We start from the raw sequence: 13,417 nt of genomic DNA, 5'->3' as shown, positions 1-13,417 counted from the left end.
GGGTCAGTCGCGCGGTCCCTGGTGCGTCGGGTCCAGCACGCGGGCGAGGAACGACTGCGTGCGCTCGTGCTGGGGCGCGCCGATGACCTGCTCGGCCGGCCCTTCCTCCACCACGTACCCGCCGTCCATGAACAGCACCCGGTCGGCCACCTCGCGGGCGAACTGCATCTCGTGCGTCACCACGAGCATCGTCATGCCCTCGTCGGCCAGCTGCCGCATCACCCCGAGCACGTCACCGACCAGCTCCGGGTCCAGCGCCGACGTCGGCTCGTCGAACAGCATCACGTCCGGGTCCATCGACAGCGCCCGCGCGATCGCCGCCCGCTGCTGCTGCCCACCGGACAGCTGCGCGGGCATGGCGTTCACCTTGTCCGAGAGCCCTACCCGCTCCAGGTTCCGCAGCGCGACTTCCTGCGCCTCCTGCTCGCTGCGCTTGAGCACCTTGCGCTGCGCGACCGTGAGGTTCGCCAGCACGTTCAGGTGCGAGAACAGGTTGAACGACTGGAACACCATGCCGATCTTGGTGCGCGCCTTGTCGATGTCCACGTCCGGGTCGGTCAGCTCGGCGCCGTCCACCACGATCTTGCCGCCGGACGGCTCCTCCAGGAGGTTCACGCACCGCAGCAGCGTGGACTTGCCCGAGCCGGACGGCCCGATGACGCACACCACGTCACCGCGGTTGACCTGGAGGTCGATGCCCTTCAAGACCTCCAGCGCGCCGAACGACTTCTTCAGCCCGGTGATCTCCACTGCCAGGTCACTCATGCGGACACCGCCAACCCGGTCGATTCCGGCGTGCTGATCTTCTTGCCGCTCGTGCGCCGCTCCAAGTACCGCGACAGGTGGCCCAGCGGCAGCGTGATGATCAGGTAGCACAGCCCGACCACCAGGATCGGTGTCAACGACGGCGACCGGCTCAGCGTCTCGCGGCCGAACTTGGTCAGCTCGTACTGGTCGCGGGCAAGGCCGATGATGTAGATCAGCGACGAGTCCTTGGTGAGCAGGATCAGCTCGTTGGTCAGCGGCGGCAGGATGATCCGGAACGCCTGCGGGATCACGATCGTGATCGTCGCCCGGCCGCTGGACATGCCGAGCGAACGTGCCGCCTCGATCTGGCCCTTGGGCACGGCCTGGATGCCCGCGCGGATGGTCTCGGCCATGTACGCGGCGCCGACGATGCCGAGCGCGAGCATGACCGTCGAGTAGATGTCGAACTGGAGCCCGAACGCCAGCGGCACGCCGAAGCTCAGCGCGATGAACACCAGCAGCGCCGGCACACCGCGGAAGAACTCGATGTAGATCGTGGCCAGCCAACGGTACGGCGCGACCGGCGACAGCTTCATCAGCGCGAGCACCAAGCCGAGGGCCAGGCCGAACGCGAAGCCGAGTGCGGTGTAGACCAGCGTGTTCTTCAGCGCCACGGTGATGACGTTGGGGAACATCTCCGCGGCGATGTCGAGGTTGAAGAAGCTGCGCTTGATCTCGCCCCAGTCGGCGACCACCGCCAGTACGGCGGCGACCACGACGAGCAGCGCGTACTGGGCGATTCGGAACGCCTTGGCCCGTTGTCGCTTGGAGAGTGCCATGTGGGTTACCTCGTGAGTGGGGTGGACAAGGCTCGGGACCGGTGCTTGGCAGCACCGGCCCCGCGGTCAGCCGACTACTTCGACTCCGGCTTCTTGCCGAACCACTTCTCGTAGATCATGTCGTACTCGCCGCTTTCCTTGGCCTTCTTCAGCACCTCGTCGACCTTGGCCTTCAGGGCGGTGTTGCCCTTCTTCATGCCGATGCCGTACTTCTCCTGCGTGTCGAACTCCGCGACCACGGCGGTCTCGGGGAACTCCTTGACGTAGTCCAGCAGCACGCCGTTGTCGTTCATCGCGGCGTCCACCGCGCCGGTGCGCACGGCGGTCTGCATCAGCGGCAGGTCCTCGAACTGGACGACCGTGTAGCCGTACTTCTCGGCGTTCTCGTTGGAGTAGATCTCGCCGGTGGTCTCCAGCTGCACGCCGATCTTCTTGCCCCGGAGGTCTTCCAGGCTCTTGACCGGCGAGTCCTTCATGACCAGCAGCGCCTGCGAGGCGTCGAAGTAGGGCTCGGAGAAGTCGATGACCTCGGCACGGTCCGGCTTGATGGTCATGCCGGCCGCCGCCAGGTCGCACTTGCCGGTGTTGAAGACCTCACCGGAGGTGATCGCCTCGAACGGCGTGTCGAAGATTTCCTGCTTGACGCCCAGTTCCTTCGCCACCAGGTTGACGAGGTCGACGTCGAAGCCGACGGTCTCGTTGCCCTGAGAGAACTGGAACGGCTTGTAGGACAGGTGGGTGCAGGTCACCAGCTTGCCGCTCTGGACAAGCGAAATGCCGGACCCGTTGTCCTGCGAGCCGGTGTTGACCTTGGTTGCGCACGCCGTCATCGTGGCCGCCAAGGCGAGCACGGGGAACAGGGCGAGCGCTGCGTGCCTGGTGAGGCGAGCCACGGCGTCACTCCTTGTAACTGTGTCGGTCGAGTGTTCGGCATACTGCCACTTGGGTGACTGAGTGCACAGCACGTGCGTGTTACAGAGCTTCGGTGTGCATGAATCTTGCGTCACAAGTGACAGATAGCGACAAGATGTTCAGTGGTTTGGCCCAAATCACTCGGTTGCTTCACCCACAGCGCCTGTTCGGCGACGATCCGTCAACAGGCTGGCGACCAGGGCCGTCCAACCCGTCTGGTGCGTCGCGCCCAGTCCTTCGCCGGTGTCCCCGTCGAAGTACTCGCTGAAGGTCACGTGTTCCCGCCACAAGGGTGAATCCGTCGACTCGATCCGCTTGCCGTCGGCCGGTCGACGCCCGTCGTGGTCGGGCAGGAACAGCGACACCAGCCGCCCGACCAGCTCGTCCGCCGCCCGCCCGGCCGTCACGTGGCGGGTGCTGCGAGTGGGAAGTTCCACGTGGAACCTTCCGCCGTGGAACTCCTCGATCGTCCGCAGGGCCTCCACGAGCAGGGCGTTCGTCGGGAACCACACCGGGCCGCGCCAGTTGGAGTTGCCGCCGAACATCGGCGTGCGGGACTCGCCCGGCTCGTAGCCCATCCGGTGCTCCTGGTCCGCGACCTGCACCTCCAGGCCCTCGCGGTGCGCCGCGGACAGGCTGCGGATGCCGTGCGGCGAGAGGAACTCGCCCTCGTCCAGCATCCGGCTCAGCACCCGCCGCAGCTTGCGCTCGTCCAGCAGGCTGAGCAGCGCACCGCCGCCGCTGCGGCTCAGGAACTGCTGGAGCTCCGGCCGCTTCGACAGCAGGTGCTCCAGCCGCCGGGCGAAATCGGGCAGCTCCTCGAACACCCACGGCTCCAGCACCGCGCACGCCAGGACCGGGATCAGGCCCACCATCGACCGCACCCGCACCGGCTGGGACTCCACGTGCCCGTCCGGCAGCCGGCGGGACACCACGTCGTAGCAGAAGCCGTCCGTCTCGTCCCAGATGCCGCGCCCGCCCGAACCGAACTGGGTGGACGCCTCGGCGATGCTCAGGAAGTGCTCCACGAACTTCGTGGCCACGTCCTCGTACGACTCGTCGTGCCGGGCCAGCTCCAGCGCGATCTGCATCAGGTGCAGGCTGTACGCCGCCATCCACGACGTGGCGTCCGACTGCTCCAGCCGCCACTGGCCGAGCATCGGCTCGGACCGGTTCACCGGGCCGATGTTGTCCATGCCGAGGAAGCCGCCCTCGAACAGGTAGCTGCCGTCGGCGTCCTTGCGGTTCACCCACCACGAGAAGTTCAGCAGCAGCTTGTGGAAGATCTTGGCGAGGAACTTGCGGTCCTTCTTCTCCTCGGACCGGTAGACCTGCAACGCCGCCCACGCGTGCACCGGCGGGTTGACGTCGCCGAACTCCCACTCGTACGCCGGGAGCTGGCCGTTCGGGTGCATCAGCCACTCGCGGCACAGCAGGAGCAGCTGCTCCTTGGCGAACGCCGGGTCGACCTTCGCGAACGGCACGGTGTGGAACGCGAGGTCCCACGCGGCGAACCACGGGTACTCCCACTCGTCCGGCATCGAGATCACGTCGGCCACGTCGAAGTGCCGCCAGTGGGCGTTGCGGGCGTGCATGTTCTTGCGGGACGTCGGCGCGGCGGGCTGCGCCGGGTCGCCGTCCAGCCACTCGCTGGTCCGGAAGCGGTAGTGCTGCTTGTTCCACATCAGACCGGCGAGCGCGCGCCTGACCACGGCGGCGCGCTTCGGGTCCAGATCGGTGTGGTGGAACTCGTCCGCCTCCGCTTTCCGCTGGTCCACGGTGTCCTGGAAGCTCGGGCCGAACGCGTCGAGGTGCCCGTCGCCCTCCACCATGCGCAGCCGCACGGTGACCGACTCGCCCGGCTCGACCGGGTCGAACGAGTACCAGGCGGCGACCTTCGTGCCGGGTTCGCCCGTGTCGTCCGGCCCGATGACCTGGCACGCCTTGGGGTCGCGGCCGACGACGTACCGGTCGATCCCGTCCTTGGTGTAGCGGGTCGGGTTCTTCGCGGTGCCGAACAGCTCGACCTCGTTGGTCTCGTTGTCGGTGACCAGGAGGGTCGGCGTGCCCTCGACGTGCAGCGTGTAGCGGCCCAGCGCGCCGTGCTCGGCGGTGATCCGGCGCCAACCGTCCCGCGTGCACGCGGTCAGCCTCGGCATCCGGTCGTCGCGGCCCCACGCCCACGTGTTGCGGAACCAGAGCTGCGGGAGCAGGTGCAGCGGCGCCGGGTCCGGGCCGTGGTTGGTGGCGGTCAGCTCGACGCAGACGTCCCTCGGACCGGCCTTGGCGTAGCTGATCCGGACGTCGAAGAACCGGTTCTCGTCCAGCGCGCCGGTGTCGGACAGCTCGGGCTCGCGCTCGTTGCGGCCGGCGCGCCTGGCCGTTTCACGGAGTTCGGCGTAGGGGAACTCGGCCTGCGGGTAGCGGTAGACGACCTGCATCCAGGAGTGCGTCGGCGTGCCGTCGGTGACCCACCAGTGCTCCTTGACGTCCTCGCCGTGGTTGCCCTCGTCGTTGGTGAGCCCGAAGTAGCGCTCCTTGAGGATCGGGTCGCGCCCGTTCCAGAGAGCGACGGACAGGTTCAGGAAACCGTGCACGTCGCAGATGCCGGCGATGCCGTCCTCGCCCCAGCGGTAGGCACGCGAGCGGGCGTGGTCGAACGGGAAGGACGTCCACGCGTCCCCACCCGCCGAGTAGTCCTCCCGGACCGTCCCCCACTGGCGTCCGGCCAGGTAGGGGCCCCAGAGACGCCACGGCGCGGTGGGCGAGTCGGACTCCGCCAACCGCGTCCGCTCGGCTTGCCGGCTTTGCTCGTTCACTCGGCCAGTGTGCGGCATCGATCCAGTTAACCGGTTACCGGTCGGTTAGGTCACAGTCCTGACCGGTGTTTGCAGACCTTGTCGGTGGACTGTCGACGTCACTCTCCGTGCCTGGGGCCGGCCTGCCACTACGGCGGGGCGGACTGCTCGGGGCGGGTGGTCCAGCACGCGTTGTCGGTGGCGCCGGACCGGACGAGGACCGCGTTCGTGGGTTCCGGGGCCGGATGGCAGCCGAACAGGCCACCGAGCGTGAGGTGGGACCCGGTCGAGTGGTCTGCGGACAGGTCCGTCAACGCCGTGCGTGCGCGTCCAGCACCACGGCCACCGCCTCGGTGATCCGCGCCGCCTGCGCCAGGTGCAGCCACTCGTCCGGCACGTGGCAGTTGGAGTCCGGCCCGACCGCGCCCGTGACCAGGAACTGCGCCTCCGGGTACGCCTCCGGCAGCAACCCCATGAACGGGATCGAGCCGCCCAGCGCCACCGTCCGCCACGGCGCGTCGAACACCTCCTCGCCGATCCGGTCCAACGTCTCCCGCAGCCACGGGGCCGGCGCGGGCGCGTTCCACCCGTCCGCCGCCTCGACCCGCGACAGCTCCACCGAAGCCCCGTACGGCACGTCCGTCGTCAACGCCCGCCGCATCGCCTCGATCACCGCCGCCGAGTCGGCCGTCGGCGGCAGCCGGATGCTCAGCACCAGCGTGGTGAACGGCCGCAGCACGTTGCCCGCGTCGTCCGGCGCGGGCAGCCCGTCCGCCCCGGTGACCGACAACGTCGGCCGCCACCCGGCGTTCAGCGCCAGCTCGACCTCGTCCGACGCCACCGGCTGCGTCCCCGCCGCCCACGGCACGCTGCCGACCAGCACGCCGGGCGCGCTCGCCACCGCGTCACGCACTTCGAGCACCCGGTCCTCCGGGATGTCGACGTGCATCTCCGGGAGCAGCACCTCGCCGGTCGCGGAGTCCTCCAGCCGGTCCAGCAGCTGCCGGGCGATCCGGAACGACGACGGCACGATCCCGCTCGCCAGACCGGAGTGCAGCCCGCCCTCCAGCACCCGAACCGTCATCGTGACCTGCACCAGCCCGCGCAGCGACGTGGTCAGCCACATCCGCTCGTAGTCGTTGCCGCCCGAGTCGAGGCACACGACCAGCGACACGTCGCCGAGCCGGGACCGCAGGTGGTCCAGGTACGCCGGCAGGTCCGGGCTCCCGGACTCCTCGCCGGTCTCCAGCAGGATGACGCACCGCGAGTGCGTGCCGCCCGCCTGCCGCACCCCTTCGATCGCCGCGATCGCCGCGTAACCGGAGTACCCGTCGTCGGCGGAACCCCGGCCGTACAGCCGCCCGTCCCGCAGGACCGGCGTCCACGGCCCGAGCCCTTCTCCCCAGCCGCCGACCGGCGGCTGCTTGTCCAGGTGCCCGTACATCAGCACGGTGTCGGACGTCGGCGCCGTGCCGGGCACGTCCACCAGCAGCACCGGCGTCAGGTCCGGCAGCTGGACGACCTCGACGGTGGCGCCCGGCAGGTCGCGGTCGGCGAGCCAGGCGCGCACGTGCTCCACGGCGGCGGCCAGGTGGCCGTGCGAAGCCCACTCGGGGTCGAACGACGGGGAGATCGCGGGGATCGCGACCAAGGCGGACAGGCTCGGGAGGATGTCGTCCTCCCAGAGCCCGCGAACGGTACGGGTCAGCGCTGAACGGTCCACGTCCCGATCCTGTCACGGCCCGATTCGCGAACGGGCCCCGCGAGCGGCATCCGAAACCGCGGACGCGGAGATTTCGCTTGGTGGAAATGGTGCGTCTGCCGATGGTCGGTAGTCCATCCACAGCACGGCGGGCCGACGTGGGCACTTCCCGCCGACCGGCCGTGTGCGAAGCCCTACGGTGGGTAGTTAACAAGCGATAACTTGGACAAGCGCGTTCGATGCCCGAACGGCCTACTCGGACTGCCGAAGATTGGTCTTCCGATCGTTGGCGCACGTCAGGCCGCTGCGTGAAGAGTTACGAACTGGGATGGGACTCACCATCGGGGGTGGTGCCATGTCAGGATGTGGATGAGAACACCGTCAGCGCCGACGGTTGACCGACCCCGACACCGAGGGGCACGGCGACTGGCGGTGCAGCCGCGCAGTGTCGTCACAAGCGACCGGGCGGTCTCGTAGACGAGGAGACAAGGCGCATGTCGTCCCCCGAGAAATGGACGCACCCAGGGCCGGATGCCGCCCCGGCCACTGCTGCCAAACCGACAGCCGAACAGGTGATCGCAGGCTTGCGAGCGACAGACGAGGGCGGCGCCGACCTGGTGCAGCTGCTCACCCCCGAGGGCGAGCGCGTCCAGCACCCGGACTTCGACATCGACATCACGGCCGAGGAACTGCGCGGGCTGTACCGCGACATGGTCCTCGTCCGCCGCGTCGACCGCGAGGCGAACGCCCTCCAGCGCAAGGGCGAGCTGGGCATCTGGGTGCCGCTGCTCGGCCAGGAAGCCGCGCAGATCGGCGCCGGCCGGGCCATGCGCCCGGAGGACATGGCGTTCCCCAGCTACCGCGAGCACGGCATCGCGTGGACCCGGGGCGTCAAGCCGACCGACCTGCTCGGCATCTTCCGCGGCACGGACAACGGCACGTGGGACCCGGTCGCGACCAGGTTCCACCCGTACACGATCGTCATCGGCAACCAGGTGCTCAACGCCACCGGCTACGCCATGGGCCAGAAGTTCGACGGCAAGGTGGGCGACGCCGACGGCGAGGCCACCGTCTGCTTCTTCGGCGACGGCGCGACCAGCCAGGGCGACGTGCACGAGGGCTTCGTCTGGGCCGCGGTCTACGACGCGCCGCTGGTGTTCTTCTGCCAGAACAACCAGTGGGCCATCTCCGAGCCCACCGAGCGCCAGTCCCGGCTCCCGCTCTACCAGCGGGCCCGCGGCTACGGCTTCCCCGGCATCCGGGTCGACGGCAACGACGTGCTGGCCACCCTCGCGGTCACCCGCTGGGCGCTGGAGGAGTGCCGCCAGGGCAACGGCCCGATCCTGATCGAGGCGTTCACCTACCGGATGGACGCGCACACCACCTCGGACGACCCGTCCCGCTACCGGCTCTCCGACGAGCTGGAGCTGTGGAAGCTCAAGGACCCGATCGAGCGGGTCAAGGTGCACCTGGTCAAGCAGCAGTGGGCCGACCAGGCGTTCTTCGAGTCCATCGAGGCCGAGGCCGAGCAGATCGCCATCGAGCTGCGCGACTACTGCGTCAACCTGCCCGACCCGCCCCCCGGACGGATCTTCAGCGAGGTCTACGCCGAGGGCAACCCGGTCCTGGAAGCGCAACGCGACGAGTTCCTGGCGTACCACGCCGGGTTCGCGGGAGGTGAGCACTGATGGCTGCTCCGACGATGGACCGCCCCACGTCCGCCGCGCCCGCCGCGGTGCAGACGCTGACCATCGCCAAGGCGTTGAACAACGGCCTGCGCGCGTCGATGGAGGCCAACCCCAAGGTCATCGTGATGGGTGAGGACGTCGGCAAGCTCGGCGGCGTCTTCCGGATCACCGACGGCCTGCAGAAGGACTTCGGCGAGCAGCGCGTGCTGGACACGCCGCTGTCCGAGTCCGGCATCATCGGCACCGCCGTGGGCCTCGCGATCCGCGGCTACCGGCCGGTGTGCGAGATCCAGTTCGACGGCTTCATCTTCCCCGGCTTCGACCAGATCGTGTCGCAGGTCGCCAAGCTGCACTACCGCACCCAGGGCCGGCTCAAGCTGCCCATGGTGATCCGGGTGCCGTTCGGCGGCGGCATCGGCGCGGTCGAGCACCACTCCGAGTCGCCCGAGTCGTACTTCGCGCACACCGCCGGCCTCAAGGTCGTGACGTGCTCGAACCCGGCCGACGCCTACTGGATGATCCAGCAGGCCATCGACTGCGACGACCCGGTGCTCTTCTTCGAGCCCAAGCGGCGCTACTACGAGAAGGGCGAGGTCGACACGACCGCCGCGCCCGGACCGCTGTTCCGCTCGCGCACCCTCCGCACCGGCACGGACGTCACGGTCGTGACGTACGGGCCGTCCGTGCGGACGTCCGTCGAGGCTGCCGCGGCGGCCGAGGAGGAGGGGCGTTCGCTGGAGGTCATCGACCTGCGCACGCTGTCGCCGCTCGACCTCGCGCCGGTGTACGAGTCGGTGCGGCGGACCGGTCGGCTGATCGTGGTGACCGAGGCGCCGAGCGAGTCCTCCATCTCCAGCGAGATCGCGGCCAAGGTGCAGCAGGAGTGCTTCTACTCGCTGCAGGCGCCGGTGCTGCGGGTGACCGGGTTCGACACCCCGTACCCGCCGTCGAAGTTGGAGGAGGAGTTCCTCCCCGACCTCGACCGCGTGCTGCACGCCGTCGACCGCTCGCTGGCCTGGTAGGGGGATAGCTGTGCCGCAGTTCAAGCAGTTCCCCATGCCCGACACGGCAGAGGGGCTGACCGAGGCCGAGATCCTCACCTGGCACGTCCAGCCGGGTGACGCGGTGAAGGTCAACCAGGTCATCGTCGAGATCGAGACCGCCAAGGCGGCCGTCGAGCTGCCGTGCCCCTGGGACGGCGTGGTGACCGAGTTGCTGGCCGAGGTCGGTCAGACGGTCGAGGTCGGCGTCCCGATCATCACCATCGACGTGGACCCGTCCGGCTCGGCGTCGGCCGCTCCCGCGCCCGCTCCTGCCGCTGCCGCCTCCGCGGAGTCGAACGGCAAGATCGGCGAGGAGATGCCGGGCGGCCGGATCGCGACCTTGGTCGGCTACGGCCCACGTGCGGGTGCGGCGAAACGCCGTGCGCGCAAGGACGCCCCGGCGCCCGTGGCCGCAGCTCCCGCCCCTGTCGCTGCTCCTGCTCCCGCTCCCACTCCTGCTGCTCCCGCTCCTGCTGCTCCTCCGGCCCCCGCTCCCGCTGCTCGGGGCGGTTACGTCCCACTGGCGAAACCGCCGGTCCGGAAGCTGGCCAAGGATCTGGGCATCGACCTGTACGCCCTGTCGGGCTCCGGTCCGGGCGGCGTGATCACCCGGGAGGACGTCGAACAGGCCGTCGCACCCACCGCACCGCCCGCGTCCGTCGTGGACAGCGGGACCAGGGAGCGCCGCGTCCCGATCAAGGGCGTCCGCAAGGCGACCGCGCAGGCGATGGTGGACAGCGCGTTCACCGCTCCGCACGTCACCGAGTTCCTGACGGTCGACGTGACGCCGATGATGGAACTGCGAGCCCGTTTGAAGGACACCCGCGAGTTCCGGGGCGTCAAGCTCACGCCGTTGGCGTTCGCCGCCAAGGCGGTCGTCCTGGCCGCCCGCCGCACCCCCGACGTCAACGCGACGTGGGACGAGGCGGCGCAGGAGATCGTCTACAAGGACTACGTGCACCTCGGCATCGCCGCCGCGACGCCGCGGGGCCTGGTGGTGCCCAAGGTCCGCGACGCCGACGGCATGTCGCTGCGCGAGCTGGCCGTGGCCCTGGACGACCTCGCCACGACCGCCCGCGACGGCAAGACGACCCCGGCGGACATGATGGGCGGCACGATCACCATCACCAACGTCGGCGTCTTCGGCGTGGACACCGGCACCCCGATCATCAACCCGGGCGAGTCGGCGATCCTCGCCCTGGGCGCGATCCGGGACATGCCGTGGGTAGTTGACGGCCAAGTCGTGCCGCGCAAGGTCTGCCAGCTGGCGCTCAGCTTCGACCACCGGGTGGTCGACGGCCAACAGGGCTCGCAGTTCCTGGCCGACGTGGGCGCCCTGCTCGCCGATCCCGGCGTGGCGATGACGTACTGAGTTCCCGCTGTCGGACCACGGTGGGGCGGACCCGGATCTCGGGTCCGCCCCACCGTCGTCAGTGGTCGTTCCGCTCGTCCGGTCGGAGCACCAGTCCCCGAACCGCTTCGCCTCGGTCGCGGACGCGGGCTTCGAGCCACACCGTCCGGGTGGTGCTCGTCGACTCGGACGCCTCCACCGGCCCGGCGCATCTCCGGTGGTCCGGTAAACCAGTTGAAGTTCCAGTGACTGGAAAGTTCAAGGTGGTCCCGTGACGCACTACTCGATCGGCGAACTGGCGCGGATGACCGGGCTGTCCACGCGGACGATCCGGTTCTACTCCGATTCCGGCGTGATCCCCGTGGCGGGGCGCACGGCGGGTGGGTTCCGCACCTACGACGTCGACGGGTTGGCGCGGCTCAAGCTCGTGCGCACCTTGCGCGAACTGGGCGTGGACCTGCCCACGGCGCAGCGGGTGTTGGCGCGGGAGGTGTCCGTGGCCGACGTGGCCCGGACGCACGCGGAAGCCATCGACGCGCAGATGCGCACGCTCCGGTTGCGCCGGGCCGTGCTGCGGGTCGTGGCGCGGAACGGGGAGGTGGAGGTAGTGCACGAACTGGCGCGGCTGTCCGAGGAAGAGCGGCAGGGGATCCTGGACGACTTCTTCGACGAGGTGTTCGGCGGGTTGGAGCTTGATCCCGGCTTCGAGCAGATGATGCGGTCGGTCAGGGTCGAGCTGCCCGACGACCCGACGACCGAGCAGCTGGAGGCGTGGGTCGAACTGGCGAACCTGGTGCGCGACCCGGACTTCCGGGCGTCGATCCGGCACATGTCGGAACGGCACCAGGAGCTGCGGGCCGAAGGCGCGGACATGTCCGGCAACTCGCAGATGGAGGCGTTCCAGTACTCGATCGCCCAAGCCCGCGAGGCGTTGGACGCCGGTATCGCCCCCGGCTCACCCGAGGCGGCAGCGGTCGTCGCCAGGGTCGACGAGAAGTGGTCGGAGGCCCTGGACGTACCGGTGGGCCCGGAGCTGTTCCGACGCCTGGACGAGTTCGGCGATCCGAGGGCGGAGCGCTACTGGGCGTTGCTGGCGACGATCAACGGCTGGGACAACCCCGTTCCGGACACCAGCGCGGAACGGCGCTGGCTGGCCGAAGCGGGTCACTGACTCACTCCCGGACCAGGCAGAACGGGTGGCCGGCGGGGTCGGTGAACACCCACCACACCTCGTGGGAATCGTCGACCAAGGTCCCACCCAGTCGAAGGACCTCGGCCTTGGCCACGCCGAGGTCCTTCACCCCGACGTCCAGGTGGAACTGCTGCGGCTTGGCCGGATCAGGCCACTCGGGGGCGACGTAGTCGACGGCACGCTGAAAGGCGAGGACCGGTCCACCCTCGACGTGCAGCGTCGACCACGCGTCGTCCACCGTCCAACGGCGATCGGGCTTGTCCACCTCACCGCCGAAAATGCCCTGGTAGAACGCGGCCAACGCCTTAGGCTCCGGGCAATCAAGGACAACGCACTGCAACACCCCGACCATGCGCCCGACCTTAACGGCGTCGACGGGGACACGAAGGACGACCGTTGAACGACACCGTGTGCCACTGGGTCGCGGACCACCAGGACAGGTGGCTCCGACAGGCGATCGAGTACACCCTCTACTCGGACGTGCGCCGTGAAGCGCTGGTCCTGGAGCTGGCAGGTCCCCTCTGGCGGGCTGCGGTCGAAGTGAACCCCACTTCGACCGACATCGTCGCTCAGCTGGACGACTGGCTGCGCGAGTCGCACCCGATCCCCGACCTGCTCCACCAGTGGAACCGGAACTGGCGGCGCTGCAACCCGGCGGCCGACGACCTGAAGCGCGCGTACCCGGAACGCTGGGTGCGCTTCCACAGCCTGCCGGAGTCCAAGCGATACGCCGAGAACGAGGCCGAGTACGCCACGGTGCTGGATCGCTACAACACCGCCCTGGACGAGCTGTTCGCCGGTGAGGACGTCTACGTCATCACCATGCGGTGGCGTGAAGACCCGAAGCCCGGAACCGACTACTGGACCACGATCTGCACCGACCCCGACCGGGACGACCCGACGTACTGGCACCTGTACGCCAGACGGATCCCCTGGACCACCGGTGCGATCGACCCCCTGCTCCGCGACGTGGCGGACGACGTGGAGGCCAACGTGATGATCACCGACGTGGCGATGACCCGGATCCACCATCCCTACGACGGCGGGGCCGACGTCCTGCTCCCGACCAGCGAGGAGCGCGACGCGCTGAAGGCCCGGCACGCCGAGTGGCTGTCGCGACACCCAATGGGCCTGTGAACGACCCG

Annotated in this window: 11 protein-coding genes; 5 read left to right on the top strand and 6 right to left on the bottom strand. The window is 69.3% G+C overall.

Annotation, left to right across the window (positions count from 1 at the left end):
• Positions 1-3: 3 nt before the first annotated feature.
• The 5 genes from ACRAKI_RS35800 to ACRAKI_RS35780 form a co-directional block, all read right to left on the bottom strand.
• Positions 4-765 carry an amino acid ABC transporter ATP-binding protein gene (locus tag ACRAKI_RS35800; RefSeq protein ID WP_447004883.1) on the bottom strand — a complete coding sequence of 254 codons (762 nt, stop codon included), beginning with the start codon at positions 763-765 and terminating at the stop codon, positions 4-6.
• Entirely contained in the window at positions 762-1,586 is an 825-nt protein-coding gene (locus tag ACRAKI_RS35795; protein ID WP_447004882.1) for an amino acid ABC transporter permease, read from the bottom strand. Before ACRAKI_RS35795 ends, ACRAKI_RS35800 begins: the two co-directional genes overlap by 4 nt.
• A gap of 74 nt (positions 1,587-1,660) precedes the next feature.
• Positions 1,661-2,479 carry a transporter substrate-binding domain-containing protein gene (locus ACRAKI_RS35790; RefSeq protein ID WP_447004881.1) on the bottom strand — a complete coding sequence of 273 codons (819 nt, stop codon included), beginning with the start codon at positions 2,477-2,479 and terminating at the stop codon, positions 1,661-1,663.
• A 156-nt stretch (positions 2,480-2,635) separates the two neighbouring features.
• Complete coding sequence (locus tag ACRAKI_RS35785) at positions 2,636-5,317, bottom strand: MGH1-like glycoside hydrolase domain-containing protein (protein ID WP_447004880.1); 2,682 nt, start codon at positions 5,315-5,317, stop codon at positions 2,636-2,638.
• A 289-nt stretch (positions 5,318-5,606) separates the two neighbouring features.
• Positions 5,607-7,019: a M20/M25/M40 family metallo-hydrolase gene (locus ACRAKI_RS35780; RefSeq protein ID WP_447004879.1), complete on the bottom strand. Its 1,413-nt coding sequence runs from the start codon at positions 7,017-7,019 to the stop codon at positions 5,607-5,609.
• A 473-nt stretch (positions 7,020-7,492) separates the two neighbouring features.
• On the opposite strand from ACRAKI_RS35780, the gene pdhA reads away from it, so the two are divergent.
• The 4 genes from pdhA (at position 7,493) to ACRAKI_RS35760 (ending at position 12,251) form a co-directional block, all read left to right on the top strand.
• Positions 7,493-8,686: a pyruvate dehydrogenase (acetyl-transferring) E1 component subunit alpha gene (gene pdhA / locus ACRAKI_RS35775; RefSeq protein ID WP_447004878.1), complete on the top strand. Its 1,194-nt coding sequence runs from the start codon at positions 7,493-7,495 to the stop codon at positions 8,684-8,686.
• Positions 8,686-9,708 carry an alpha-ketoacid dehydrogenase subunit beta gene (locus ACRAKI_RS35770; protein ID WP_447004877.1) on the top strand — a complete coding sequence of 341 codons (1,023 nt, stop codon included), beginning with the start codon at positions 8,686-8,688 and terminating at the stop codon, positions 9,706-9,708. Before pdhA ends, ACRAKI_RS35770 begins: the two co-directional genes overlap by 1 nt.
• Positions 9,709-9,718: 10 nt before the next feature.
• Entirely contained in the window at positions 9,719-11,101 is a 1,383-nt protein-coding gene (locus ACRAKI_RS35765) for a dihydrolipoamide acetyltransferase family protein (protein WP_447004876.1), read from the top strand.
• A 250-nt stretch (positions 11,102-11,351) separates the two neighbouring features.
• The gene (locus tag ACRAKI_RS35760; RefSeq protein WP_447004875.1) at positions 11,352-12,251 is read left to right on the top strand and encodes a helix-turn-helix domain-containing protein; all 900 of its coding nucleotides are present in this window, start codon (positions 11,352-11,354) and stop codon (positions 12,249-12,251) included.
• Position 12,252: 1 nt separating this feature from the next.
• Here ACRAKI_RS35760 and ACRAKI_RS35755 read toward each other — a convergent pair whose 3' ends face one another.
• Positions 12,253-12,624: a VOC family protein gene (locus tag ACRAKI_RS35755; RefSeq protein WP_447004874.1), complete on the bottom strand. Its 372-nt coding sequence runs from the start codon at positions 12,622-12,624 to the stop codon at positions 12,253-12,255.
• 44 nt (positions 12,625-12,668) lie between these two features.
• On the opposite strand from ACRAKI_RS35755, the gene ACRAKI_RS35750 reads away from it, so the two are divergent.
• Positions 12,669-13,409, top strand: coding sequence for a DUF3885 domain-containing protein (locus ACRAKI_RS35750; RefSeq protein WP_447004873.1), 741 nt, complete (start codon positions 12,669-12,671; stop codon positions 13,407-13,409).
• Positions 13,410-13,417 lie beyond the last annotated feature (8 nt).

This window comes from Saccharothrix isguenensis, from assembly GCF_052936305.1.
Note: the sequence above shows the minus strand (reverse complement) of the source record. Positions and strands in the feature narration are given on the sequence as shown.

What these genes read in the sequence shown, in the direction of transcription:
- ACRAKI_RS35800 (WP_447004883.1), bottom strand. Translation starts at nt 765, where the DNA reads ATGAGTGACCTGGCAGTGGAGATCACCGGGCTGAAGAAGTCGTTCGGC.
- ACRAKI_RS35795 (WP_447004882.1), bottom strand. Translation starts at nt 1,586, where the DNA reads ATGGCACTCTCCAAGCGACAACGGGCCAAGGCGTTCCGAATCGCCCAG.
- pdhA (WP_447004878.1), top strand. Translation starts at nt 7,493, where the DNA reads ATGTCGTCCCCCGAGAAATGGACGCACCCAGGGCCGGATGCCGCCCCG.
- ACRAKI_RS35770 (WP_447004877.1), top strand. Translation starts at nt 8,686, where the DNA reads ATGGCTGCTCCGACGATGGACCGCCCCACGTCCGCCGCGCCCGCCGCG.
- ACRAKI_RS35755 (WP_447004874.1), bottom strand. Translation starts at nt 12,624, where the DNA reads ATGGTCGGGGTGTTGCAGTGCGTTGTCCTTGATTGCCCGGAGCCTAAG.